The following is a 22880-nucleotide window of genomic DNA, read 5'->3' on the forward strand; positions in this document are numbered from 1 at the left end:
GTGATGGACGCCACACCCCCGCACCCATGAGGAGGTCACACATGGCGACTGCCACCACCCCCGGCACGCCCCCTTCCGACCAGTACATCGAGTACCTGCGCACCGATCCGGACCTGCCCCCTGTCGGCATCATCGACAAGACCCCGATCACCCCCGCGAAGAAGGCCGTCTTCGCGGCCATCGGCGTGCTCGGCGCGGTCGCGTGGTCGATGATCGCCATCGTGCGGGGCGAGCAGATCAGCTCGGTCTGGTTCGTCATCGCCGCGGTCTGTACCTACCTGATCGCCTACCGCTTCTACGCCCGGCTCGTCGAGAGCAAGATCGTCAAGCCGCGTGACGACCGCGCCACCCCGGCCGAGGTCCTCGAGAACGGCAAGGACTACATGCCGACGGACCGGCGGGTGCTCTTCGGACACCACTTCGCCGCGATCGCCGGGGCCGGTCCCCTGGTCGGCCCCGTGCTGGCGGCCCAGATGGGCTACCTACCGGGCACCATGTGGATCATCATCGGCGTCGTGTTCGCGGGCGCGGTCCAGGACTTCCTGGTGCTGTGGATCTCCTCCAAGCGGCGCGGCCGCAGCCTCGGTCAGATGGCCCGCGAGGAGCTCGGCGCCGTCGGCGGCGTCGCGGCGCTGATCGGCGTCTTCGTCATCATGATCATCATCATCGCGGTGCTCGCGCTTGTGGTCGTCAACGCACTCGCGGAGAGCCCGTGGGGTGTGTTCTCCATCGCGATGACCATCCCGATCGCGTTGTTCATGGGCGTGTACCTGCGCTTCCTCCGCCCAGGCAAGGTCTCCGAGGTCTCCCTGATCGGCGTCGCCCTGCTCCTGCTCGCCATCGTCTCCGGCGGCTGGGTCGCCGAAACCGGTTGGGGCGCCGACTGGTTCACCCTCTCGAAGGTCACCCTCGCGTGGCTGATGATCGCCTACGGGTTCGCGGCCTCGGTGCTTCCGGTGTGGCTGCTGCTCGCGCCGCGCGACTACCTGTCCACGTTCATGAAGATCGGCACCATCGCGCTGCTCGCCGCCGGGATCCTGGTGGCCCAGCCTGCGATCCAGATGCCGGCCATGACCGAGTTCGCGAAGAACGGCGAGGGCCCGGCGTTCGCGGGTGCGTTGTTCCCGTTCCTGTTCATCACCATCGCCTGCGGCGCGCTGTCCGGTTTCCACGCCCTCATCGCCTCCGGGACCACCCCGAAGCTGCTGGAGAAGGAGCGGCAGACCCGGATGATCGGCTACGGCGGCATGCTCACCGAGTCGTTCGTCGCGATCATGGCGCTGATCACCGCGTGCATCCTCGATCAGCACCTGTATTTCGCGCTCAACGCGCCCGCCGCGCTGACCGGCGGCACCGCGGAGAGCGCACCGGCGTACCTCAACGGGCTCGGCCTGCCCGGCGCCGACATCACGACCGAGCAGCTGAACCAGGCCGCCGAGGCGGTCGGCGAGGAGTCGATCGTCTCGCGCACCGGCGGCGCCCCGACGCTGGCCTTCGGCATGTCGGAGGTGATGCACCAGTTCATCGGCGGCGAGAGCCTCAAGTCGTTCTGGTACCACTTCGCGATCATGTTCGAGGCGCTATTCATCCTCACCACGGTGGACGCGGGCACCCGCGTCGCCCGGTTCATGCTCTCGGACTCGCTCGGCAACTTCGGCGGCGCCGCCCGCAAGTTCAAGGACCCGTCGTGGCGGCCCGGCGCCTGGATCTGCTCGCTGGCAGTGGTCGGCCTGTGGGGCGGCGTGCTGCTGATGGGCGTCACCGACCCGCTCGGCGGAATCAACACGCTGTTCCCGCTGTTCGGCATCGCCAACCAGTTGCTCGCCGCGATCGCGCTGACCGTGGTGCTGGTCGTGGTCATGAAGAAGGGGCTGTTCAAGTGGGCATGGATCCCGGCGCTGCCGCTGCTGTGGGATCTGACCGTCACCATGACGGCCTCATGGCAGAAGATCTTCTCCGACATCCCCGCGATCGGGTACTGGGCGCAGCACAACGCTTTCCAGGACGCGAAGGACGCGGGCAAGACCTCGTTCGGGACCGCGAAGACGCCGGAGGCGATGGATGCGGTCATCCGCAACACCTTCATCCAGGGCACCCTCTCGATCGTGTTCGCGGTGCTGGTGCTGATCGTGGCGGCGGTCGGGCTGTATGTGTGCGTCAAGGCCTACCGGGCGGGCGGGCTGCCCGACACCGAGGTACCGCCGGTGCCGTCGAAACTGTTCGGCCCGGCCGGGTTCATCCCGACCCCGGCCGAGCGCGCCGTGCAGCACGAGTGGGACCAGCTGATCGCCGAGGGCAAGGTCCGCGCCCCTGGCGCGGCGCACACGGTCGGGGGTCATTGATGGATCGACTCGTCCGCGCGCTGCGCGGGGCCAGGTGGTGGATCACCTCGGTGATGGGTGATCACGACTACGAACGGTTCGCCGCGCACCACCGGCTCGCGCATCCCGGCACCCCCGTGCCGACCGAACGCGAGTACTGGCGCGGCCGGTTCGCGGACTCCGACCGCAACCCCGGCGCCCGCTGCTGCTGACGCCGAGCGTGCAGTTGTCGGTGCGCGTCCCGGGCCGACGCGACCGCAGGTGCACGCTCGGCGGCGGCCGGTCCCGCGATTCGGACAATCGTCCAGTTCCGGGCGCGAGCGGAAGCGGCGACACCTAGGATCCGAGGGTCTCCCTCAGTGAACGGAATGTGTCGGATGTCTTCGAAACGCCTTGCCTGGATCGCGACCCTCGCCCTTGGTCTGCTGGTCATCGTCCAGGCGGCCGCGGATCCGAGCGGCCTGCTGAGCCTGCTCGGCTGGACCGGCGCCGACCTGTGGCCGATCCGGGCGCCATGGCAGATCGCGCCGTTCGTCGTCTACCTGCCGGTGCTGCTCGGCGTCACGTGGTGGGCGGTGCGGTCGATCGCCGGATCCCGCCGGCTGTTCGCCGCCACCACCGCTTCCGTTGTGCTCGCCGTGCTGCTGGCGAAGTTCGCGATGTCCTTGGTGGCGGTGGGTGACCTCGGGACCGCGGCGTGGGGCAGCGGATTCGCCCTCGCCAAGGCGATTCCGGCGGGACTGATCGTCGCGGGCGTCGTCGCGTTCGCGGGCCGCCGCCGCGACATCGCGGACGCACCGGACGAGGCGCCGTCGGTGTGGGCAGGCGCGCTGCTCTTCGGCGCCATCGCCCCGCTCCTGGCTGGACAGTGGTGGGCGGGCGCCCCCTACGACCGGTGGATGCCCGCGCCCAACGTCCTCAACGGAGCGGTCGCCACCGTCGGCGGGATCGTCGTGCTCGTCCTCGGTGCCATCGGCTGCCAGCGGGCGCTCGGTCGCCGGGTGGCGGGCGGGACCGCCGCCACCTTCCTCGCCGGATGGTTCGCGGCGATGGGCGCGGGCGCGCTGCTCGCCCTCGCCGCGTCGATCGTCGGAATGTTCTCCGACGACGGCTTCGCGGGTGACCTCTGGCCGCTGATGGCCGGGTACATCCGGCTCGCGGACGGCGTTGCCTACGGCGCCTGCACGGGTTGGATCGTCGGGCTCGCGGCCGTCTGGTCACGGCGGCAGGCCACCCAGCCATCGCCGATCCCTCGCCCGGCCCTGCGGGCCGGCGCGGTGGGGCTGGCCGTCGTCGCAGTGACCGTCCCGTTCCTGGTCCGCCCCGACGCGCAGCCCGCATCGCCCGCGCCCCTCGCATCCGCCGAGGCGGGAACCCTTCTGCCCCTTCGTGTCTCGGGCGAGGTCATCGCCGACGCGGCGGGCCGCGAGGTTCTGCTGCGGGGCGTCAACGTCAACCAGCTCGTCGACTTCTACGCGCCGCGACCCGAGGTCCCCTCGACCCTGCCGCTGACCGAGCAGGACTTCGCGGGCATCGCCGACCACGGGTTCAACGTGGTCCGGCTCGCGTTGTCCTGGTCGGCCCTCGAGCCGGAACGCGGCCGCTACGACGAGGCCTATGTCGACCAGATCCGGGTCGCCGTCGCGCAGGCCAAGGCGCACGGCCTCTACACCGTGCTCGACATGCACCAGGACGGCTGGTCGAACGCCCCGTCACCGGACGACGTCAGCTGCAGGCCCGGCACCTCACCCATGTGGGGCTACGACGGTGCGCCGGAGTGGGCCACGATCACCGACGGTGCGCCGCGCTGCCAGTTCACCGGCCGCGACATCTCGCCCGCCGGCGGCCGCGCGTTCAACAACTTCTACTACGACACCGACGACGTGCAGGAGCACCTGGTCCAGGCCTGGGCGATGCTCGCGGGCGAGTTCAAGGACGAGCCCACCGTCGCCGGGTACGACCTGCTGAACGAGCCGAACTTCGGCGAGTCCGCGCCGCTCACCTCGTCGCTGCTGCTCGGCCGCTTCTACGACCGGACGATCGACGCCATCCGCGCCGCGGGCGCCGAGCAGATCGTGTTCTTCGAGCCGAGCATCCTCTGGTCCGGCCTCGGCTTCGACAGCGGCCCGCCGGCCGGCTTCACCGACGACCGCAACATCGTGTTCGCCCCACACCTGTACGCCGAGTCCATCACCATGGACGCCTCGCTCGGCCTGCCGACGATCGTCAGCATCGAGCGGGGCTTCACCCTCGCCGACCGGGTGGCCGCCAAGTACGGCGTCCCGGTGTGGAGTGGCGAGTGGGGTTACTGGGGCGACGGCATCGCCGAGAATGCCGCCCGGTACGCGAAGGAGGAGGACGCGCACGTCCAGGGCGGCGCCTACTGGGTGTGGAAGCAGGCCTGCGGGGACCCGCAGAACGGCATCCAGGAACTCGGCAACGGACTGATGCCGGTGCTGTGCAGCACCGGGGAGGACGCCCCGCGCAACACCGCGCTGCTCGACCAGCTCACCCGCGCCTACCCACGATTCTCACCCGGGCGGATCACGCACCTGGCGGGCGAGGGTGACCGGCTGGACCTGACCGGCACGGCGGGCGACGGCAGCTGCCGACTCGAGGTCTGGTTCCCGCGCCGCGTCGACGCGGGCGCCTCGGCCGTCGACACGGTCGGGATCGAGGACATCACGTTCACCCCGCTCGGCGAGGGCTCGCTGATGACCGGGTGCGCCACCGGGGACTACGAGGTCCGCACCGGCGCCTGACCGTCGAGTGTGCACCTGCTGGCGCTTGCCCTCGGGCGATGCGACAGCAGGTGCACACTCGGCACCCGACGGTGATGTCCGATTTCCGCTAGCGCGGCCGCGGGCGCGCTGCCACAGTGGTGACTGTGACCGCACCGCATCTCGACTTCGACCGCTGCTACCGCGCCGTGTCCTCCCGCGACGCCCGCTTCGACGGGCAGTTCATCACCGCGGTGCGGACCACGGGCATCTACTGCAGGCCCTCGTGCCCGGCGATCACGCCGAAGCCGGGCAACGTCAGCTTCCTGCCGACCGCGGCGGCCGCCCAGCAGGCCGGGTACCGCGCCTGCCGGCGGTGCCTGCCCGACGCCGCCCCCGGCTCACCGCTGTGGAACGTGCGCTCGGATCTCGCCGCCCGCGCCATGCGGCTGATCTCCGACGGGGCCGTCGAACGCGGCGGGGTGGAATCGCTGTCCGCCTCGCTCGGGTACTCGTCGCGGCACCTCACCAGGGCGCTGACGGCGGAACTCGGCGCAGGACCGCTCGCCCTCGCCAGGGCGCACCGCGCACACACGGCCCGGCTGCTGATCCAGACCACGGCGATGTCGATGTCGGACATCGCGTTCGCCGCCGGGTTCTCGAGCATCCGGCAGTTCAACGACACGGTCCGCGAGGTGTTCGCGGTGACCCCCTCGACGATGCGCACCGAGGCCACCAAACGCGCCGACGCCCCGCCCGCGAAGGGCACGGTGTCGCTGCGACTGCCCTTCCGGAAACCACTCGACGCGGGCTGGCTGAACTGGTTCCTCTCTGGGCACGCCGTCGCGGGCATGGAGCGCTGGTCGGACGGCGAGTACCGCCGAACGCTCCGGCTCCCCCGCGGCTGCGGGGTGGTCGCACTGCGCGTCCTGCCCGACTATGTGCGGGCGGAGCTCACGCTGCGCGACATGCGCGACCTCGCGCCCGCCGTCGCCCGGCTCCGACATCTCCTTGACCTGGACGCGGACCCCGAGGCGGTGGACGGCGCCCTCGCGGCCGATCCCGCGCTGGCGACGGGTGTCCGCGCGGCCCCCGGCATCCGGGTGCCCGGCAGCATCGACGCGGACGAACTCCTGTTGCGCACGATGATCGGGCAACAGATCTCGCTGGCCGCGGCGTCCACCCAGACCGCCCGGCTGGTGGCCGCGCTCGGCGCCCCGGTCGTCGACCCGCACCTGACCCACAGCTTCCCCGGCACCGACACGATCGCCGCACGCGGCCGCGAGGTGCTCACCGGTCCCGCCCGGCGAATCGACGCCGTCATCGGGGTCGCCGAGGCACTCGCCACCGGCGCCCTGACCCTGCACGCCGGCCGGACCGCGGAGGATCTGCGCGCGGATCTGTTGTCGTACAAGGGCATCGGACCATGGACGGCCGACTACGTGGTGATGCGCACCCTCGCGGACCCCGACGTGCTGCTCGACACGGACCTCGTCGTCCGCCAGGGCGCGCAGGCGATGGGCGCCGACCTGGCCGACTCCTCGCGCTGGACACCCTGGCGCTCCTACGCATCAATGCACTTGTGGCGCACCGCACTTGCCGCGCGCGGTGCGCTCAGTCTCACATCGACCCCCGATACGGAGGATAAGAAATGATCGCCCAGCACGCCACCATCACGACCCCGATAGGCCCGTTCACCGCCCTCGTCGACGGCGACGGCGCGGTCCTGGCATCGGGGTGGACGGACGACCCCGAGGAGCTGCGCGCGCTGATCCACCCGAGCCTGCGCCCGACCGGACTCACCCGCCTCTGCGACCTCGGCGCCGTCACCCGAGCCGTCGCCGACTACCACCGCGGCGACCTGGCCAGCATCGATTCGATCGCCGTCCGGCAGCAGTCGGGCGAATTCCTGGTGCATGCCTGGGATGTGCTGCGCACCGTGCCCGCGGGCGAGAAGATCACCTACACCGAGTTCGCCGGCCGCTCGGGACGCCCCGCCGCGGTACGCGGCGCGGCGTCGGCCTGCGCCCGCAATGCGGCCGCGCTGTTCGTGCCCTGCCACCGCGTGCTCCGGACCGACGGATCGCTCGGGGGGTTCCGCTGGGGACTGCCCGCCAAACGCTGGCTACTCGGCCACGAGGAGCGCTGACGGTAGATTCGTCCTTCGATGCCACCAGGAAGGACCATCGTGAGCGATCAGCCCAGCACCTCGACGACCGGGACCCGGCGATTCCGAGACCGCGGCGAGATACTCGGCCTCGGCGGGATGTGGCTCGCCAAGTGGGCCCTGTGCCTCGTGCTCATCGCCGCCGGGGGCTGGGTGGTGTGGAACATCCTCGGCTACCTCTGGGTGGGTGTGCTCCCCGTGCTGCTGGCCATCGTGGTCTCCACCGTGCTGTGGCCGCCGACTCGGGCGATGGCCGCTCGCGGCGTGCCTCAGGCCGCGGCGGCCGGTATCACCATCGCCGCCTTCCTCGCGGTCCTGGCAGGCATCGTGGCGCTCATCGTGCCGTCGGTCGTCGACCAGTCACCGGAACTGGCGAACAAGGCCAGCCAGGGCATCACCCAGGTACAGGACTGGATCAAGGGCCCGCCGATCAACCTGCAGGACGACCAGATCGACTCCGCCGTCCAGGCGGTCATCCACAAGCTGCAGGCCAGCGCGCAGGCCATCGCCAGCGGCGTCTTCAGCGGGGTCAGCGCCGCGGGCTCGGCGCTGGTGACGCTGGTGCTGGTGCTGGTGCTCTCGTTCTTCTTCATCAAGGACGGTCCCCGGTTCATCCCGTGGCTGCACGGGGTGACCGGCGGCCGCGCCGGGCGCCACTTCGAGGCGGTGTCCATCCGGATCTGGGACACCCTCGGCGGATTCATCCGGACCCAGGCGCTGGTCAGCTTCGTCGACGCGTTCTTCATCGGCCTCGGCCTGGTGGTGCTCGGGGTGCCACTGGCCCCGGTGCTCGCCGTGCTCACCTTCATCGGCGGTTTCATCCCGATCGTCGGCGCGTTCGTGGCCGGTGCCCTCGCGGTACTCGTCGCACTGGTCGCGAAGGGCTGGACCACCGCCCTGATCATCCTGATCATCGTCATCGCGGTGCAGCAACTCGAGGGAAATGTGCTCCAGCCGGTGCTGCAGAGCCGCACGATGAAGCTGCACGCGGTGATCGTGCTGCTGGCCGTGACCGTCGGCGGCTCGCTGTTCGGCATCATCGGCGCGTTCCTCGCGGTCCCGGTGGCCGCGGTGGCCGCGGTGGTGATCCGGTACATCGGCGAGCAGGTGGACCTCAAGCTCGAGGAGGGCGCAGGCACCGCGTCGGAGGAGGCGTCGGCGCCGCCCGAGGCGACCACGGAGTCCGTGGACACCGGCCTCGCCACGGCCGACTGACCGTCCGTCGTCGGCGTCAGCCCGCGACGACCTCCACGCTCGACCCCGCCCGACCACGGATCACGTGCAGCCGGCTGGGGATCCGCTGACGCATCTCGTCGACGTGGCTCACGATGCCGACCACCCGGCCGCCCGCGCGGAGTTCGTCGAGAACGCCCATCACCGACTCCAGGGTCTCCGCGTCCAGGGTGCCGAACCCCTCGTCGATGAACATGGTGTCGAGCACCAGCCCGCCCGACTCCGCGGCGACGACGTCGGCGAGGCCAAGCGCGAGCGACAACGACGCCAGGAACGACTCCCCGCCCGAGAGGGTCTTCGCCGAGCGCACCACCCCGGTGTAGTCGTCGCGGATGTCCAGGCCGAGCCCGCCGCGCTTGCCGCGTGGCCCGGCGCCGTCCGCGTGCACGAACTCGTAACGGCCACCGGACATTCGGCGCAGCCTGGTGGAGGCGGCGATCGCGACCTCCTCGAGCCTGGCGGCGAGCACATAGGACCGCAGCGACATCTTGCGGGCATTCTGTCCGCGCCCGGCGATCACCTCCGCCAGGCCCGCCAGTTCCGCGTGGCGCTGCTGCATCGGGGCCAGTGCCCCGACCTCCTTCGCCAGCTGGGCGACCAGCCGTTCGAGGTCCGCCAGCCTGCGGTCGGCCTCCGACGCGACGGCAATGGCCGAGTTCACCACCGCGTTCGCGCGCTCGACCTCGGCCTCGGCGACCGACGGGTCGACGGCGTCCATCCCGGCGACGGCGGCCACCTCCGCCTCCGCCAGGACCGATTCGGCCCGCACCCGCTGGTCCCGTGCCTGCGCGAGTGCGGCCTCGACAGCCGCCACCCGGCGCTCGTCCCTTGTGGCCGCGACCGCCTCGTCCACCGAGTCGAACCCGGCCTCGGTCGCGGACCGGACTACCTTCGCGGACAACGCCTCCGCGGTCTCCTGCGCGGCGGTGACCTGCGCACGCAGGTCCCGCAGTCGCGACACCGCTGCCGCGAGCGCATCGAGCCGGTCGCGACGCGCCTGCGGACTCTCGTCCACGCCCGAGGCCTCCGCGATCCGCGTCCGGATGGTCTCCAGCTGGTGCACCGCCCCCGCGATCCGCTCGTCGAGGGTCGCGAGTTCTGCGGTGGCGACGCGTGAACGTTCCTGCAGGCCTTCCTGTTCGGCGCGCAGACCGGACAGGCGATCGGCGAGCGCGGGCTCGCGCGCTGCCAACGCGTGCGCGTCCGCGTGCGCCTCGGTGGCCGCCGACAGCTCCGCCGCGAGCTGGTCTGGATCACGGTCACCGCCCCGCTCGAGCAGCACCTCGATGGCCTGATCGACCTTCGCGAGGCGTTCGGACGCGGCATCGACCTCCTGCGCGAGTCGCTGCTCGGCCACTCGGGCCGCGTCCTCGTCGGCCCTGGTCACGACGGCCTCCGACGGCTCGGCCGGGTTCGGGTGCTGCGCCGAGCCGCACACCACGCACGGCTCGCCGTCGGCGAGCCCGGCCGCGAGCTCTGCCGCCATGCCCGCGAGGCGGCGTTCGCGGAGGTCGAGCAGCTCGCCGCGCGCGTCCTGGTGTCGGCCCCGCGCCGCCGACAGCCGGCCCGCGGCGTCCGCCCGGAGCAGCCGCTGCTGCGCGAGGGCGACGGCGGCGCCCTGCGTGTCGGCCGCCCTGCCCCGTGCCTCGTCGAGCGCGGGCAGTGCCGCGACGGCCTGCCGCGCGGCGGCGAGGTCGTCCTCGGCGGCGCGCAGCTGTTCGGGCAGCGCCGTCCGTCGGAGCTCGAGTTCCTCTGCGGCGGAAGCGAGCTCGCGGCGACGCTCGCCGTGCCGGTCCACGGTCTCCTGCAGCGCGTCGGCGACAAGCGACTCGGCGATCAGGTCGTCGAGTCGCGCGACCTCGTCGGTCCAGCCTCGGATCGTCGCGGCGATGACGCCGCGATCCTCGGCGGCCTCGGGCCAGGACAGCCGCGCCAGCAGCGCCCTGCCCTCGTCGATCGCGCCGACGCCCTCGGCCAGGGTGCCCATCAGCTTCGATTCCCGCGCAGCGGTTTCCGCCGCCGAGGTGGCCTCCACACGGAGCTCGGCGATGGGCGCCGCCCGCACCGCCCTGGCGAGTTCCTCGGTCTGCGCTGCCCTCTCGTCCGCGGCCTCGGCGTGCGTGCGCAGCTCGGCCTCGGCCCTGGCGGCACGCTGCTGCAGACCCCGGATCCGCGTCGCCTCGGTGAGCGTGGCGGTGGCCCGCGCCGCGGCCGCCCTCGCCGCGACGAGTTCCGCGGTGGCGGTGTCCCTGGCCTCCTCCGCGTCGGCCCGCAGCTTGTGCGCCCATGTCAGCGGATCGGCGTCGGCGCCCGCCTCGATGCCGGCCGCCGTGGAGACGCGGGCGAGCATCAGGTCCACGGACTTGCGTCCGGACTCCATCGTCGCGGCGCTCTCACGCCTGCGTTCGGCGAACCAGTCCTCGACCGTGCCGAACCTGGTGGTGTCGAACAGCCGCTCCAGCAGGTCGCCCCGCTCGTCGGTGTCCGCGCGCAGGAATCGCGCGAACTCCCCCTGCGGGAGCAGCACGACCTGGAAGAACTGGTCCGCACTCATGCCGAGCAGCCGACCGATCTCCTCGCCGATCTCGTCGAGACGGGTCAGGTTCTGGCCCTGCCCGTCCAGCCAGGTGAGCGTCGCCTTGGCGTTCTCCTTGGTGGTGCCGGTGCCACGGAGTTTGGCCCGTTCGTATTCGGGACTGCGGGTCAGGCGGAGCCGGCGGCCGCCGATGGTCGCCTCCAGCACCACCTTCGGCACCGAACCAGCGCCGGCGTGGTCCGAGAGCAGCCGCTTGCCCTGCTGCCTGGCCCCCGGGACCGTGCCGTACAGCGCGAAGGCCACCGCGTCGAGGATCGTGGTCTTGCCCGCACCGGTCTGGCCGTGCAGCAGGAACAGGCCGTCCGCGCCGAGGGCGTCGAAGTCCACCGTCGCGGTGTCGCCGAACGGCCCGAACGCCGAGACCTCCAGGCTGTGAAGTCTCACGCGATCTCTTCCAGGGCCGCCGGTTCGCCGAGCTCGTTCTCGCGGACCGCGGCGCTCAGCGCGCGCTCGACCAGGCGCAGCTCGCTCGCCGTCGGCTCGCCGCGCATGTCGGTGAGGAAGCTGGTGGCGATCTGCAGATCGCTGCGCCCGCGAACACGCTCCCCGTAGTGCAGGTGCGCGCTCCCCTCGGGTCGCTGCCATTCGAGGTGCACCATGTGCGGGAACCTGGTCTGCAGCGTTCGCATCGCGTCCTGCGGCCGGACCGGATCGGTGAGGATCGCCGAGACGTAGTTGTCCTCGTCCGCGGTGAACCGCTCGTCGTCGAGCAGTTCGTCCACGGTCCCGGTCAGCTGGCTCAGCCCGCGCACCACCGGCAGGTCGACGCGGCGCACCTCCGCGAGGCCGGCGGCGTCCAGGTCCGCGATCCAGACCGCCTTGCGGTGGGTCCGCTCGCCGAACGAGTACGGCAGCGGCGACCCGGAGTAACGCACCCGGTCGGTGAGGGTCTGCGGCGAGTGCAGGTGTCCGAGCGCGACATAGTCGACCCCGTCGAACGCGGAGGCCGAGACGGTCTCGACGCCGCCGACCGAGATGGACCGTTCCGAGCCGGTCGCCTCGGCCCCGACGACGAAGGCGTGCGCGAGCAGCACCGCACGCGGCCGGGTGCCGTCGACGGCGCGGGCCCCGAGGTCCGCACGGACGCGCGCCATCGCCGCGTCCAGGATCTCGGCGTGCGAGCGCGCGGTCGGCACGCCGAGTTCCGCCCTTGTGGTCTCGGGTTCGAGGTAGGGCAGGCCGTAGAAGGCGACCTCGCCGTGCTCGTCCCCGAGCAGCACCGGGCGGTCCACCTCGGAGACCCGCGTCATCAGGTGCAGTCCGCCCGCGGCCGAGAAGGCCGATCCCGCGCCGAGCCGAGCCGGGGAGTCGTGATTGCCGGACGTGGCGACGATCACCGCTCCCGCCGCGCGGATCGCCTCGAAACCGTTGTTGCACACCGTCACCGCGTCCGCACTGGGAATCGCGCGGTCGTACACGTCGCCGGGGACGACGACCACGTCCACCTCGTTCTCAGCGACGAGGGCCGCGATGGCTTCGAGCGCGCTCGCCTGGTCGGCGAGCAGGTCCACGCCGTGGAAGGTGCGCCCGATGTGCCAATCGGAGGTGTGCAGGATTCGCATGCGCCGACCGTAGATCACGGCGCCGACACGATCGATGACGCGCGCCGGGCACGGACACGAACCGCGCTCCGCGCCGGAGCTTGTCGGTGCCCTCGTGCACCATCTGCCCCATGGACCCCGTCACCGCACTCGGACTGCTCGTCGCGCTCGGCCTCGGCATCGCCGTCGGCTGGCTCTGGCATTCCTCCCGGTCCGGCCAGCACGCGGCGCGGGCGGAGGCCCAGCTCGCGGCGCTGCGGGAGAACGAGAAGACGCTGCGACAGTCCCTCGCCGCGGTGAACGAGGACTCGGCCCGCCGCACGTCGGGCGCGGTCGGCGAACAGGTCTCCCACCTGGTCGGCCCGCTGCACGATGCGGTCGACGCGCTCGCGCACCAGGTCCAGCAGGTCGAACGCAGCCGGGTGCACGCGTACGCCGGGCTGTCCGAACAGGTCGCGGGCATGCATCGCGCCTCGCAGCTGCTGACCACACAGACCGGCCAGCTCGTCACCGCGCTGCGCGCCCCGCAGATCCGTGGCCGCTGGGGCGAGATCCAGCTCGAGCGGGTGGTCGAGCTGGCGGGGATGGTCAAGCACTGCGACTTCGACACCCAGGTCAGTGGCGAGGGAGTCCGGCCGGACCTGCTGGTCCGGCTGGCAGGCGGCAAGCAGATCGTGGTCGACGCCAAGGTTCCCCTCGCCGCGTACCTGGACGCCGCGCAGGCGGAGGATCCCCGCATCAGGAACGGCCACCTCACCCGGCACGCCCGACAGCTGCGCACGCATGTCGACCAGCTCTCGGCCAAGGCCTACTGGGCCTCGTTCGATCCGAGCCCGGAGTTCGTGGTGCTGTTCGTCCCCGGTGACCCGTTCCTCGACGCCGCGCTCACCGCCGACGCCGAGCTGCTCGAGCACGCCTTCGCGAAGAACGTGATCCTGGCGACCCCGACCACCCTCGTCGCGCTGCTGCGCACCATCGCACACACCTGGCGGCAGGAGACGCTCTCCCGCGAGGCCGCGACCATCCACCGCCTCGGCCGCGAGCTGTACACCCGGCTCGGGGTGGTCGGCAGCCACCTGGACCGGCTCGGTTCCCAGCTGGGCAAGGCCGTCGACTCGTTCAATCTGACGGCCGCCTCCATGGAGTCGCGGGTCATCGTGACCGCTCGCAAGCTCCACGAACTGGAGGTCGGGGACGGCGAGGTCGCCGAGATCGGGCGGATCGACTCGTGGCCGAGGGCGGTCGGTCTGGCCGAGAACTTGCCCACTAATGGTCGCGCCAACGAGGCGATCGGATCGTGAACGGCTAATGTCTAAGGGTGTCTGCAACCCAACGTGCTCGCTCTGGGGTGCCGCTCGAGATGCGGTCTGTTCTCCCAACTGTGCCCGGCGTGCCCGCGGCGGCCGCCGTTCTCATCGCGGTGGCGGCGACCTTCGTTGGATTCGCCATTGACGCTGTCCGTGGCAGCGAACTGACATCCGCGTTCTCCGTCTTCTACTTTCTCGGCTGCGTCGGCGCGGTCCTCGCGGTCCGCAGCCGCGGCCTGTTCGCCGCGATGGTCCAGCCGCCGCTGATCCTGTTCGCGGCCGTGCCGCTGGCGTATCAGTTCTTCTCCACGGGATCCAAGGGCGGGCTCAAGGATCTGATGTTCAACGTGGCGATTCCGCTGGTCAACCGCTTTCCGCTGATGCTGACCACCACCCTCGCCGTGCTCATCATCGGCGGGGTCCGGCTCTACCTCGGCCAGCAGGCGGTCCGCACCCCTGCCCGCACCCCCGCCCGCTCGAGGAGCAAGAGCAGGTCCGCGGACGGAGGCGCCACCCGCGGCACCGATCGCCCCGCGACCAGGCCGCAACAGGCGGCGCGGCGGAGCGACCAGCCGCGCACGGGGGCCCAGCGCACCGCACCGGCACCGCGCCAGCAGGGGGCTCCGCAGACGCAGCAGGGGCGCGCGGTCTACCGGGACCCGGCACCGACCCAGGCCCAGCGTCGTCCGGTCCCCCCGCCGCCCGCGCCGGGAAATCCCGGCCGCAGGCCGGAACGCGCACCGAGCCCGGCGACAGCACGGGTGCAGCCCCCGCGCGGCGCCGCCGACCCGTACACCCCCGTGCACCCGATCCCGCAGGTGCGGTACCGGGACCGGGGGGACTCGGCTCACGATCAGCCGCGCGGCAGGTACTGACCCCAGCGGTCCGACCCCGTGCGGGCCGGACCGGGCGTCTCAGCCCGCGCTAGGAACCGGTGTTGCTCGGCTTGCGCAGCTCGCGCGGCAGCGAGAAGACGAGAGTCTCGTTGGCGGTGGTCACCGGCTGCACGTCGTGGAATCCGTGCTCGGCGAGGAGCTCGATCACGCCGCTGACCAGGATCTCCGGCACCGAGGCACCCGAGGTGACGCCGACGGTGCTGACACCGTCGAGCCACGCGGTGTCGATCTCGCGTGCGTAGTCCACCAGGTAGCTCGCCCCCGCGCCCGCGCCGAGGGCAACCTCGACCAGACGCACCGAATTCGACGAGTTCCGCGACCCGACCACGATCACCAGATCGCACTCGGGGGCCATGGCCTTCACCGCGACCTGCCGGTTCTGGGTGGCGTAGCAGATGTCGTCGCTCGGGGGGTCCTGCAGCAGCGGGAACTTCTCGCGGAGCCGGGACACCGTCGCCATCGTCTCGTCGACGCTGAGCGTGGTCTGCGACAGCCAGATCACCTTCGACTCGTCACGCACGGTGATGGCATCGACCGACTCGGGTCCGTCCACCAGCTGTACGTGATCAGGAGCCTCACCCGCGGTGCCCTCGACCTCCTCGTGGCCCTCGTGCCCGATCAGCAGGATGTCGAAGTCGTCCCGCGCGAAGCGCTTGGCCTCCTGGTGCACCTTCGTCACCAGCGGACAGGTCGCGTCGATGGTCTTGAGGTTGCGCTCGGCCGCCGACTCGTGCACGGCCGGGGACACCCCGTGGGCGGAGAACACCAGCAGCGAGCCCTCCGGAACCTCGTCGGTCTCGTCGACGAAGACGACGCCGCGGTCCGACAGCGTCTCGACCACGTGCCGGTTGTGCACGATCTCCTTGCGCACGTAGATCGGCGCGCCGTGCTTCTCGAGGGCCCGCTCGACCGTCTCGACGGCGCGGTCGACGCCCGCGCAGTATCCACGCGGCTCGGCGAGCAGGACGCGCTTGCCGGAGCCGCCCGGAGCAGGGGCGCTGGAACGGGCGATGCCCAGGTTCAGGGGGACTGCGGAAGACATGACACCAGGGTACGGGCAGCCGTGACGGGGTGCCCGATCAGGCACACCGCGCGCCCGGCTACCAAAAGGGGCATTCGTCAGGCAGTCTTAGGGCCATGATTCGTCCCCCTTTCGCTGCGCGGGTCGCTGCCGGGATCGCCGTCACGGTTGTCGAAGAGGTGCAGAAGCTGCCGAACACCGCGGTCGCGCTCCCCATGACCACCATCAGCCACATGCTGCAGACGACGATGCGCGTCCAGCAGTCCATGACGGCACTGGCGATCAAGGGCGATCAGGCGTTCTCGATGTTGTTCCATCAGGACGAGGAGCAGCCGGAGTGGGCGGTCTTCGACGAGGACGCCGCGCCCGCGCCGTCGGGCGGTGACGGGGAGGCGGCCAAGCCCGCGAACCAGGGCCGGTTCGCGCTGTACTCGATGCAGCCGGAGTCCGAGCCGGACGCGCCCGCGGCGACGCCTGCCACCACCGCACCCGAGACCTCGGCCGCGAAGAAGTCCACCAACGGCACGCCCGCGTCCCGGCAGTCCGAGCCGGCGCCGAAGCGGCCCGAGATCGCCGAGTACCTCGACTACGACAACCTGACGCTCGCCCAGCTCCGGGCGCGGCTGCGGACGCTGTCGGTCGAGGAGCTCGATACCCTGCTGGCCTACGAGAACGCCGCCCGTGCCCGCGCCCCGTTCCAGACCATGCTCGGTAACCGGATCACCAGCGCCAAGGCCAAGTGAGCTCCGTCCAGCCGAGCCAGGCGGGCGCGTCGACCTCGAACTCGCCCGAGCACCCGTGGCCGGTGCGATCCGTCGCGACCAAGGTCTCCCAGTGGATCGACCGCCTCGGCAGCATCTGGGTCGAGGGCCAGATCACCCAGATCAACGTCCGTCCCGGCACCCGCACCGCGTTCCTGGTGCTGCGCGACGCCTCCGTGGACATGTCGCTGTCGGTGACCTGCTCCCCCGCGCTGATCCGCGATTCCCCGGTGCCGCTGACCGAGGGCAGCCGGGTCGTGATGTTCGGCAAGCTGTCCTTCTACACGGGTCGGGGAACGGTGTCCCTGCGCGTCACCGAGATCCGGGCGGTCGGGATCGGCGAGCTGCTCGCCCGGATCGAGCGGCTGCGTGCGCTCCTCGCGGCCGAGGGCTTGTTCGATCCGCGGCTCAAGCGGCCGCTGCCGTTCCTCCCGCGCACCGTCGGCCTGATCACCGGGCGGGCCAGTGCCGCCGAGCGTGACGTGCTCAGCGTCGCCGGAAACCGTTGGCCCGCGGTCCAGTTCGAGATCCGGAACACCGCGGTGCAGGGGCCGACGGCAACCGCGCAGATCGTCGCGGCGCTGGCCGAGCTCGACTCGAACCCGGCGGTGGAGGTGATCGTCCTCGCCCGCGGTGGCGGCAGCGTCGAGGACCTGCTGCCGTTCTCCGACGAGACCCTGTGCCGTGCGATCGCCGCGTGCACGACCCCAGTGGTCAGCGCGATCGGCCACGAACCGGACAACCCGCTGTGCGATCACGTCGCCGACGTCCGCGCCGCGACGCCGACCGATGCCGCCAAGCGGGTGGTCCCCGACGCAGTCGCCGAGCAGGCCCTCGTCGCCGAGTTCCGGGCGCGCGGCGCCGCCGCCCTGCGGAACTGGGTGGCGCGCGAGGCGCGGTCGCTGGCCGACCTGCGCAGCAGGCCGGTGCTCGCCGACCCGCTCGCCGCCGTCGACCGGCGGGCCGAGGAGATCGGCCGACTCCGTGAGGCGGGCAGGCGCGACGTCAGCCGGCTGGTGGCCGGTCAGGCCACCGTCGTCGAGCACCTCGCGGCCCGGCTGACCACCCTCGGACCGGCGGCGACGCTGGCCCGCGGGTACTCGGTGGTGCAGAAGGTGGTGCCCGGGTCGGACCCGGAGGTGCTGCGTTCGGTGGAAGACGCCCCGCCCGGCACCCAGTTGCGGGTGCGGGTCGCCGACGGCGCGGTCATCGCCGCCGTCATGGGTAAGGACAAGTCAGGAGAAGCACAGTGAGCCAACCGGTATCGGAGCTCGGCTACGAGGCCGCGCGGGACGAGCTGGCCGACGTGGTCAAGATGCTCGAGCAGGGCGGCCTCGACCTCGACCACTCCCTCGCGCTGTGGGAGCGGGGCGAGGCGCTGGCCAAGCGCTGCGAGGAGCACCTCGCCGGGGCGAGGGCACGGGTCGAGAAGGCGCTCTCGCACGCCGACGACGAGGGCGATCCGCGGTAGCGCGGAGCCGGCCTCAGCTGCTCGCCGAGTAGGTCATGCGGCCGGACAGGTAGGTCGCCTCCACCGTGAGATCGGCGATCGCGGCGGGATCGCCGACGCGGGGGTCGGCGGACAGCACGACCAGATCGGCGTATTTGCCCGGGGCGAGCGTCCCGATGATGTCGTCGGCGAAGAGCTGGTTCGCGGGCCAGATCGTCTGGGCGCGCAGTGCCTCCTCGACGGTGATGCACTCCTCCGGTGCGAGCACCCGTCCGGTGCGGCTGGTCCTGGTCGCCGCGACGGAGATGTTGCGCAGCGGCTCGACCGGTGTGACCGGCGAATCGTTGTGCAGGGAGATCCGGACACCCGCGTCGATGGCCGAGCGTGCGCGCATCCAGTGCGAGCCGATCTCCTCACCGAACAGCCCGTCGACGAGCACATCGCCCCAGTAGTAGAGGTGGTCGATGAGCAGGCTGCAGGTCACGCCCAGCTCTGCGGCGCGACGGAACTGGGCCGCGGTCATCGCCCCGCAGTGTTCCAGCCGCAACCGGTGATCCTCGCGGGGGTGCTCGGTCAGCGCGGTCTCGTACACCTCGAGGATCGAGTCGACGCCGCGGTCGCCGAGGACGTGGCAGGCCATCTGCCAACCCAGCGGGAAGTACGCGCCGACGATCGCCGCGAGTTGTTCACCCGTGTAGTTCGCCTGGCCCCGGTGGTCTCGGTCCAGCCCGATCACGTTGAGCGTGGCGTCGGTGTTGAGGTACGGGAACGAGGTGTCGATGTTGCCCACCCATGGCGACCCGTCGACCCACAGCTTGATGCCGATCTGACGGAACACATCGTCACCGTCGCGCGGCGAGGACTCGGAACGCATTTCGGCAGTGGACATCTCGTAGGTCCGCAGGCGAACGATGGGATGCTCGCCCGCGTAGTGCTCGCGCATCAACGGCAGGTGGTGGGGCGAGAACGCGAGGTCGGCGATCGTGGTGATGCCCCGCGCGGCCAGCCCCTGCAACTCGGCACGCCACAAGGCCGCCGGGTCGACGTCCCCGCCCTGCATGGGGCCCGCGAGGGCGAAGATCGCCGGGACCTCGTACGCCTTGCCGGTCAGGTGCCCGTCGGCGTCACGCTCGAAATGCGCGCCGGTCGGATCCGGCGCGTCCTCGGGCAGACCCGACAGGCGCAGCGCCGCCGTGTTCGCCCAGGCGACGTGCCCCGAGTTGTGCATCACCAGAACCGGCCGCTCGCAGGCGAGTTCGTCGAGCCAGGGCCTGGTCGGCTCGGGGAACCCGGATTGGAGCAAGGGGTCGAGTCCGCTGAAGATGAGCGGCACGGTCGTGGGCGTCGTCGCCAAGGTCTCCCGCATGAGGGCGACCACCCCGTCCGCGTCCGGAACGATGACCGGCCGGATGTCGACGACGGTGTCCGTGTAGCGGGTCATGTCCATGGTGGGGTGGCCGTGTGCCTCCACGAACCCGGGTAGCAGGGCCCGGCCGCCGAGATCGACGACCTCCGTGTCGGCGGTCCGCAGCGCGAGGATCTCCTCCGCCTGCCCCACCGCCGCGATCCGCCCGTCCCGCACCGCGAGCGCTTCGGCAACGGGCAGCGCCCCATCCATCGTGACAACGATTCCGTTGGTGAAGATCAGGTCCATGTCGCCTCCGGGGAAATTGACACTTCCGGACTCCTCTCACAGTCTGCTGCGTCGATGCGCGAAACCTGTCGAATTGGGCGCAATGTGTGTGCTCGGTCCGGTCGTCCGCTGAGCGAACTCCCGATGAGCGGGAGCGCCCGCTGCCCCCGTCACCGGAGAATCCCTAGCCTCGGCCCATGGCAGGCGAAAAGGTGTACGTCATCGACCGGGTCGTCACCAAGCCCGGGCGCGCACGAGAATTCGTCGACGCGTACCTCGCCGAGTACGCCCCAGGAGCCCGCGAGCGGGGCATGACGCTCGAGCACGTGCTGGTCAGCCCGCCGGTCTGGTTCGACGACGAGTCCAACACGATCACCGCCACCTGGGCCCTCGCAGGGGCGGAGGGGTGGTGGCGGATGACGTGGCAGGGGCGCCCGGACCCCACCCTCGGGCAGTGGTGGACGCGGATGGACGAGCTGGTGCTCGAGCGCACCCGCACGATGGCCTCCGCCGCACACGACGTGGACGGGTTGACCGATGTTTAAGATCACCAAGCTCATTCACCACCGCCCCGACATCGATGACGGCGCGCGGGCGCGGCTGGCCGAGGGCCTGCGCCGCACCGCGGACCTGGCGGGCGCGCACCGCACGCTGATCCAGCCGACCCTGCCCGGCGTCCGCAATGGCGGCGACCTGATCGCGCATCTCCAGTTCGACGCCGAGGAACGGTGGCGGGCAGCCGAGCCCGCCGTCGATGCGCTCCTCGATCCCGCGGTCGTCGCGCACGTCGACGGCGTCGAGTACCGCGGCGAGCCGCGCGGACGGCTCGAGGCCGGAGCCGAGGGCGGGGTGTACCGGACGCTGTTGCTGCGGGTGGATCCCGGCACGGCGGACACCGTGGTGGAGCGCTTCGAGGCCGAGCTGCTCCGGATGCCCCGCCATGTCCCGGCGATCCGCGCCTGGCAGCTCAGCCGGGTGTCGCGGGCGGAGGGCGCCTCGCCGTGGACGCACGTGTGGGAACAGGAGTTCACGGATCTGCAGGGACTGATGGGCCCCTACCTCGCGCACCCCGTGCACTGGGCGTATGTCGACCGATGGTTCGACCCGGAGTGCCCGGACGTGATCATCCGCGACCGGGTCTGCCACAGCTTCTGCGCGCTCGACGGTTCGGCCGTCTAGCAGCGGACCGGGCGGATGGCCCGGGTCAGGGCGTCAGCGGCTGGGCCGCGTCGACGGCCGTGGCGAGCTCGGTGAACTCCTCCGTCGTGCCGCTGCCCTTGATGAGGACGCGGACGTCGCCGAAATCGGTCACCCAGATCGGCTCGCTGCCCTCCTCGGCGTACTCCACCCACCGATCGCCCGGGACCGGGGCGACACCTGTCGGGCTCCGCAGGTCGCCTGCGACCCAGGGCACCAGCGCCTCCTCGGTCGCCTCGCTCTGGCTCAGCTGCAGGTAGCGACCCTTCGAGGTGATGTAGCCGACGGTGGTCACGTCGCCGCCGCCGTTGCTGCCCGCCACGCCGCGGCTGCCGGAGTTCGGCTGCCAGCCCTCGGGCACGGCGGGGTCGCGGACCGGGAACCCGAGCACGCCTGCGTCGTACTTGAGCGAGGCGTCGACGTCGAAATGCGGCACCGGCCCGGAGGTGGGACCGCCGGGGCTGAACTCGCAGCGGCTCGCGATCCCCGCGATGATCAGGCAGATCAGAACCAGCGGGATCATCGACCACATCATGTCGCGGTTGTTCTGCAGAATCCGGGGTTTCTTCTCGGCCACACAGCTAGTATCCCAGCCGCGCATCGGCCGAGGTCCGGCGGTTCCCACCGGCGGGCGAAAGCACCTCCGCAAATCAAATATATGTTGTTAGATGTCCGGCATGCGTTCGAGGATCTGCATCCGCCCGCCGGCCATTCGCGCCGCCGCGATCCGCGGGGTGGTCCTCGCTCTCGGACTCGCCGCCGTCGCGACGGCCGCGCCGCTGGCGGCGCTCGCCCAGCCCGTCGGCTATGCCGCGCTGCTCGACATCACCCCTGCCAACGCGAAGGCCGAGCAGGCGGGCGGGCTCGACCCCCGGCTGCCCGCCGACCCCGCCGTCCTCGGCGACGCGCTCGGCGACGCCCGGGCGGCAGGCGCGGCCCCCGACCGCTATTCCGCACTGCTGCACCAGTACTGGCTCGCCCGTGGCGCCAGGGCTGCGGGTATCGACCTGGCCTCCTGGGACCCGAACACCGGCCTCGCCGCCAACGCGACGCTGGTGGACCGGGTGTACGAGAACTACGGCCGGTACCAGCGTGCCCGTGCCGAGCTGTACTGGGCCGGGATGGCGGGGATGGCGGGCGCGTCCTTCACCGGCGGCTTCTGGGACCTCGACATGGGCCGCGCCGCGCTCGGCGTCGACGCCGTCCGCGGCCTCGGCGGCGCGGTGGCCGCCGCCACCGGCGCGCTACCCGGGGCCGCAACCGCGCTGCTGCCGCCGGACGCCCGGGTCCTGGCGACCGTCGGCCCGAGCGTGACCGCGCAGGACCTGGACTGGTACCAGAAGCGCCTGCTGATCATGCAGAAGCACATCTTCTTCGACATGGTCCCGATGCACGAGGCGTACCTCGTCGGCGGCCGGACCGCCGTCGACGAGCTCGACGCGGCCGGCCTGCTCGACGACAACGCGAGGGCCGCGTGGGCCGGCATCTACTCCGGCACCCCGGCCGGCTACGCCGACGCCATGGTCCGGATGGCCGACCGGGAGCAGAACCAGGTGGTCGCCGACCAGTGGGATGCCACGTCGACGGCGCGCGGTGGCGTCGGCCGCGCCCTGACCTATGTGACGACCATCGCCGCGAAGCCGTCGGTCCCCGGATCGCAGGCCCCCGGGGTGTTCGCCCCGGTGTCGGTCACCGGCGAGGCAGGCGGCACGACCTACCGGCTGCGGGCGCCGCTGCCCGACTTCAACTGGGCGGATCGCGGGCCGCGCTGGAAATACATCGCCGGGGACATCGCGGTCGCGTACCGGCGCCTCGCCGAGGATCGACCGGGGGTGGCCGACGCGCTGCTCGCCCAGCCGTTCCGCCAGTTCGCCGACCAGCAGCGAGCGGTGCACCGCGCCCCCGACCTGCTCCGCGACCTGAGCACGGGATGGTCGCTCGAACGGCAGCCGTAGCCCAGCCTCATCAGCGGGCCACCGGTGATGAGACAATCACGCTCGAGTCGAAGACTGACTCACCCCGACGGAATCTATGGCG

Annotated in this window: 19 protein-coding genes; 14 read left to right on the plus strand and 5 right to left on the minus strand. The window is 71.5% G+C overall.

Annotation, left to right across the window (positions count from 1 at the left end; all coding sequences use genetic code 11):
• Window positions 1-41 precede the first annotated feature (41 nt).
• The 6 genes from BR31_RS0111030 (at window position 42) to BR31_RS28255 (ending at window position 8423) form a co-directional block, all read left to right on the plus strand.
• Window positions 42-2342, plus strand: coding sequence for a carbon starvation CstA family protein (locus tag BR31_RS0111030; protein ID WP_027501013.1), 2301 nt, complete (start codon window positions 42-44; stop codon window positions 2340-2342).
• Window positions 2342-2533, plus strand: a complete 192-nt coding sequence (locus BR31_RS0111035; RefSeq protein ID WP_027501014.1) for a YbdD/YjiX family protein — start codon at window positions 2342-2344, stop codon at window positions 2531-2533. The genes BR31_RS0111030 and BR31_RS0111035 overlap by 1 nt, the downstream gene beginning before the upstream one ends.
• A 165-nt stretch (window positions 2534-2698) precedes the next feature.
• Window positions 2699-5083 carry a cellulase family glycosylhydrolase gene (locus tag BR31_RS30580; protein WP_051637305.1) on the plus strand — a complete coding sequence of 795 codons (2385 nt, stop codon included), beginning with the start codon at window positions 2699-2701 and terminating at the stop codon, window positions 5081-5083.
• Window positions 5084-5208: 125 nt separating this feature from the next.
• Window positions 5209-6696: a DNA-3-methyladenine glycosylase 2 family protein gene (locus tag BR31_RS0111045; RefSeq protein WP_231496448.1), complete on the plus strand. Its 1488-nt coding sequence runs from the start codon at window positions 5209-5211 to the stop codon at window positions 6694-6696.
• Window positions 6696-7190, plus strand: coding sequence for a methylated-DNA--[protein]-cysteine S-methyltransferase (locus BR31_RS0111050; protein WP_197023598.1), 495 nt, complete (start codon window positions 6696-6698; stop codon window positions 7188-7190). Before BR31_RS0111045 ends, BR31_RS0111050 begins: the two co-directional genes overlap by 1 nt.
• 18 nt (window positions 7191-7208) lie before the next feature.
• Window positions 7209-8423, plus strand: a complete 1215-nt coding sequence (locus tag BR31_RS28255; protein WP_051637306.1) for an AI-2E family transporter — start codon at window positions 7209-7211, stop codon at window positions 8421-8423.
• 16 nt (window positions 8424-8439) lie between these two features.
• On the opposite strand, the gene BR31_RS0111060 is transcribed toward BR31_RS28255, so the two are convergent.
• Both BR31_RS0111060 and BR31_RS0111065 read right to left on the minus strand, forming a co-directional pair.
• Entirely contained in the window at window positions 8440-11421 is a 2982-nt protein-coding gene (locus BR31_RS0111060) for an AAA family ATPase (protein ID WP_027501018.1), read from the minus strand.
• Window positions 11418-12599 carry an exonuclease SbcCD subunit D gene (locus BR31_RS0111065; RefSeq protein ID WP_027501019.1) on the minus strand — a complete coding sequence of 394 codons (1182 nt, stop codon included), beginning with the start codon at window positions 12597-12599 and terminating at the stop codon, window positions 11418-11420. The genes BR31_RS0111060 and BR31_RS0111065 overlap by 4 nt, the downstream gene beginning before the upstream one ends.
• Window positions 12600-12709: 110 nt before the next feature.
• On the opposite strand from BR31_RS0111065, the gene BR31_RS0111070 reads away from it, so the two are divergent.
• Entirely contained in the window at window positions 12710-13879 is a 1170-nt protein-coding gene (locus BR31_RS0111070; protein WP_037176317.1) for a DNA recombination protein RmuC, read from the plus strand.
• A gap of 89 nt (window positions 13880-13968) precedes the next feature.
• Window positions 13969-14760: a DUF6542 domain-containing protein gene (locus BR31_RS0111075; RefSeq protein ID WP_051637307.1), complete on the plus strand. Its 792-nt coding sequence runs from the start codon at window positions 13969-13971 to the stop codon at window positions 14758-14760.
• A gap of 49 nt (window positions 14761-14809) precedes the next feature.
• Here the strand turns inward: BR31_RS0111075 and BR31_RS0111080 are convergent, their stop codons facing one another.
• Window positions 14810-15823: a 4-hydroxy-3-methylbut-2-enyl diphosphate reductase gene (locus BR31_RS0111080; protein ID WP_027501022.1), complete on the minus strand. Its 1014-nt coding sequence runs from the start codon at window positions 15821-15823 to the stop codon at window positions 14810-14812.
• A gap of 95 nt (window positions 15824-15918) precedes the next feature.
• Between BR31_RS0111080 and BR31_RS0111085 the strand changes: the two genes are divergently transcribed.
• The 3 genes from BR31_RS0111085 to BR31_RS28260 are packed head-to-tail and all read left to right on the plus strand — an operon-like array spanning window position 15919 to window position 18034.
• Entirely contained in the window at window positions 15919-16545 is a 627-nt protein-coding gene (locus BR31_RS0111085) for a lipid droplet-associated protein (RefSeq protein ID WP_027501023.1), read from the plus strand.
• Entirely contained in the window at window positions 16542-17816 is a 1275-nt protein-coding gene (gene xseA, locus BR31_RS0111090; protein ID WP_027501024.1) for an exodeoxyribonuclease VII large subunit, read from the plus strand. The genes BR31_RS0111085 and xseA overlap by 4 nt, the downstream gene beginning before the upstream one ends.
• A complete protein-coding gene (locus BR31_RS28260; protein WP_037176321.1) occupies window positions 17813-18034 on the plus strand; it encodes an exodeoxyribonuclease VII small subunit in 222 nt (73 codons plus the stop codon). The genes xseA and BR31_RS28260 overlap by 4 nt, the downstream gene beginning before the upstream one ends.
• Before the next feature lie 13 nt (window positions 18035-18047).
• On the opposite strand, the gene BR31_RS0111100 is transcribed toward BR31_RS28260, so the two are convergent.
• Window positions 18048-19667 carry an amidohydrolase gene (locus BR31_RS0111100; protein WP_027501025.1) on the minus strand — a complete coding sequence of 540 codons (1620 nt, stop codon included), beginning with the start codon at window positions 19665-19667 and terminating at the stop codon, window positions 18048-18050.
• 176 nt (window positions 19668-19843) lie between these two features.
• Here BR31_RS0111100 and BR31_RS0111105 point away from each other — a divergent pair, with 176 nt between their 5' ends.
• Window positions 19844-20191, plus strand: coding sequence for a hypothetical protein (locus tag BR31_RS0111105; protein ID WP_027501026.1), 348 nt, complete (start codon window positions 19844-19846; stop codon window positions 20189-20191).
• On the plus strand, window positions 20184-20825 hold the full coding sequence (locus BR31_RS0111110) for a Dabb family protein (RefSeq protein ID WP_027501027.1): 642 nt from the start codon (window positions 20184-20186) through the stop codon (window positions 20823-20825). Before BR31_RS0111105 ends, BR31_RS0111110 begins: the two co-directional genes overlap by 8 nt.
• Window positions 20826-20850: 25 nt before the next feature.
• Here BR31_RS0111110 and BR31_RS0111115 read toward each other — a convergent pair whose 3' ends face one another.
• A complete protein-coding gene (locus BR31_RS0111115; RefSeq protein WP_027501028.1) occupies window positions 20851-21420 on the minus strand; it encodes a DUF4245 domain-containing protein in 570 nt (189 codons plus the stop codon).
• Window positions 21421-21520: 100 nt separating this feature from the next.
• Between BR31_RS0111115 and BR31_RS0111120 the strand changes: the two genes are divergently transcribed.
• Window positions 21521-22798, plus strand: coding sequence for a hypothetical protein (locus BR31_RS0111120; protein WP_027501029.1), 1278 nt, complete (start codon window positions 21521-21523; stop codon window positions 22796-22798).
• Window positions 22799-22880 lie beyond the last annotated feature (82 nt).

The sequence above is a fragment of the Rhodococcus sp. UNC363MFTsu5.1 genome (assembly GCF_000686785.1).
In the GTDB taxonomy this organism is placed as follows: Bacteria; Actinomycetota; Actinomycetes; order Mycobacteriales; family Mycobacteriaceae; genus Rhodococcus_G; species Rhodococcus_G maanshanensis.

Bases quoted from the DNA above. Each gene is read 5' to 3' on its own strand.
- BR31_RS0111030 (WP_027501013.1), top strand. From the start codon at position 42: ATGGCGACTGCCACCACCCCCGGCACGCCCCCTTCCGACCAGTACATC.
- BR31_RS0111035 (WP_027501014.1), top strand. From the start codon at position 2,342: ATGGATCGACTCGTCCGCGCGCTGCGCGGGGCCAGGTGGTGGATCACC.
- BR31_RS30580 (WP_051637305.1), top strand. From the start codon at position 2,699: ATGTCTTCGAAACGCCTTGCCTGGATCGCGACCCTCGCCCTTGGTCTG.
- BR31_RS28255 (WP_051637306.1), top strand. From the start codon at position 7,209: ATGCCACCAGGAAGGACCATCGTGAGCGATCAGCCCAGCACCTCGACG.
- BR31_RS0111065 (WP_027501019.1), bottom strand. From the start codon at position 12,599: ATGCGAATCCTGCACACCTCCGATTGGCACATCGGGCGCACCTTCCAC.
- BR31_RS0111070 (WP_037176317.1), top strand. From the start codon at position 12,710: ATGGACCCCGTCACCGCACTCGGACTGCTCGTCGCGCTCGGCCTCGGC.
- BR31_RS0111080 (WP_027501022.1), bottom strand. From the start codon at position 15,823: ATGTCTTCCGCAGTCCCCCTGAACCTGGGCATCGCCCGTTCCAGCGCC.
- BR31_RS0111085 (WP_027501023.1), top strand. From the start codon at position 15,919: ATGATTCGTCCCCCTTTCGCTGCGCGGGTCGCTGCCGGGATCGCCGTC.
- BR31_RS0111100 (WP_027501025.1), bottom strand. From the start codon at position 19,667: ATGGACCTGATCTTCACCAACGGAATCGTTGTCACGATGGATGGGGCG.
- BR31_RS0111105 (WP_027501026.1), top strand. From the start codon at position 19,844: ATGGCAGGCGAAAAGGTGTACGTCATCGACCGGGTCGTCACCAAGCCC.
- BR31_RS0111110 (WP_027501027.1), top strand. From the start codon at position 20,184: ATGTTTAAGATCACCAAGCTCATTCACCACCGCCCCGACATCGATGAC.
- BR31_RS0111120 (WP_027501029.1), top strand. From the start codon at position 21,521: ATGCGTTCGAGGATCTGCATCCGCCCGCCGGCCATTCGCGCCGCCGCG.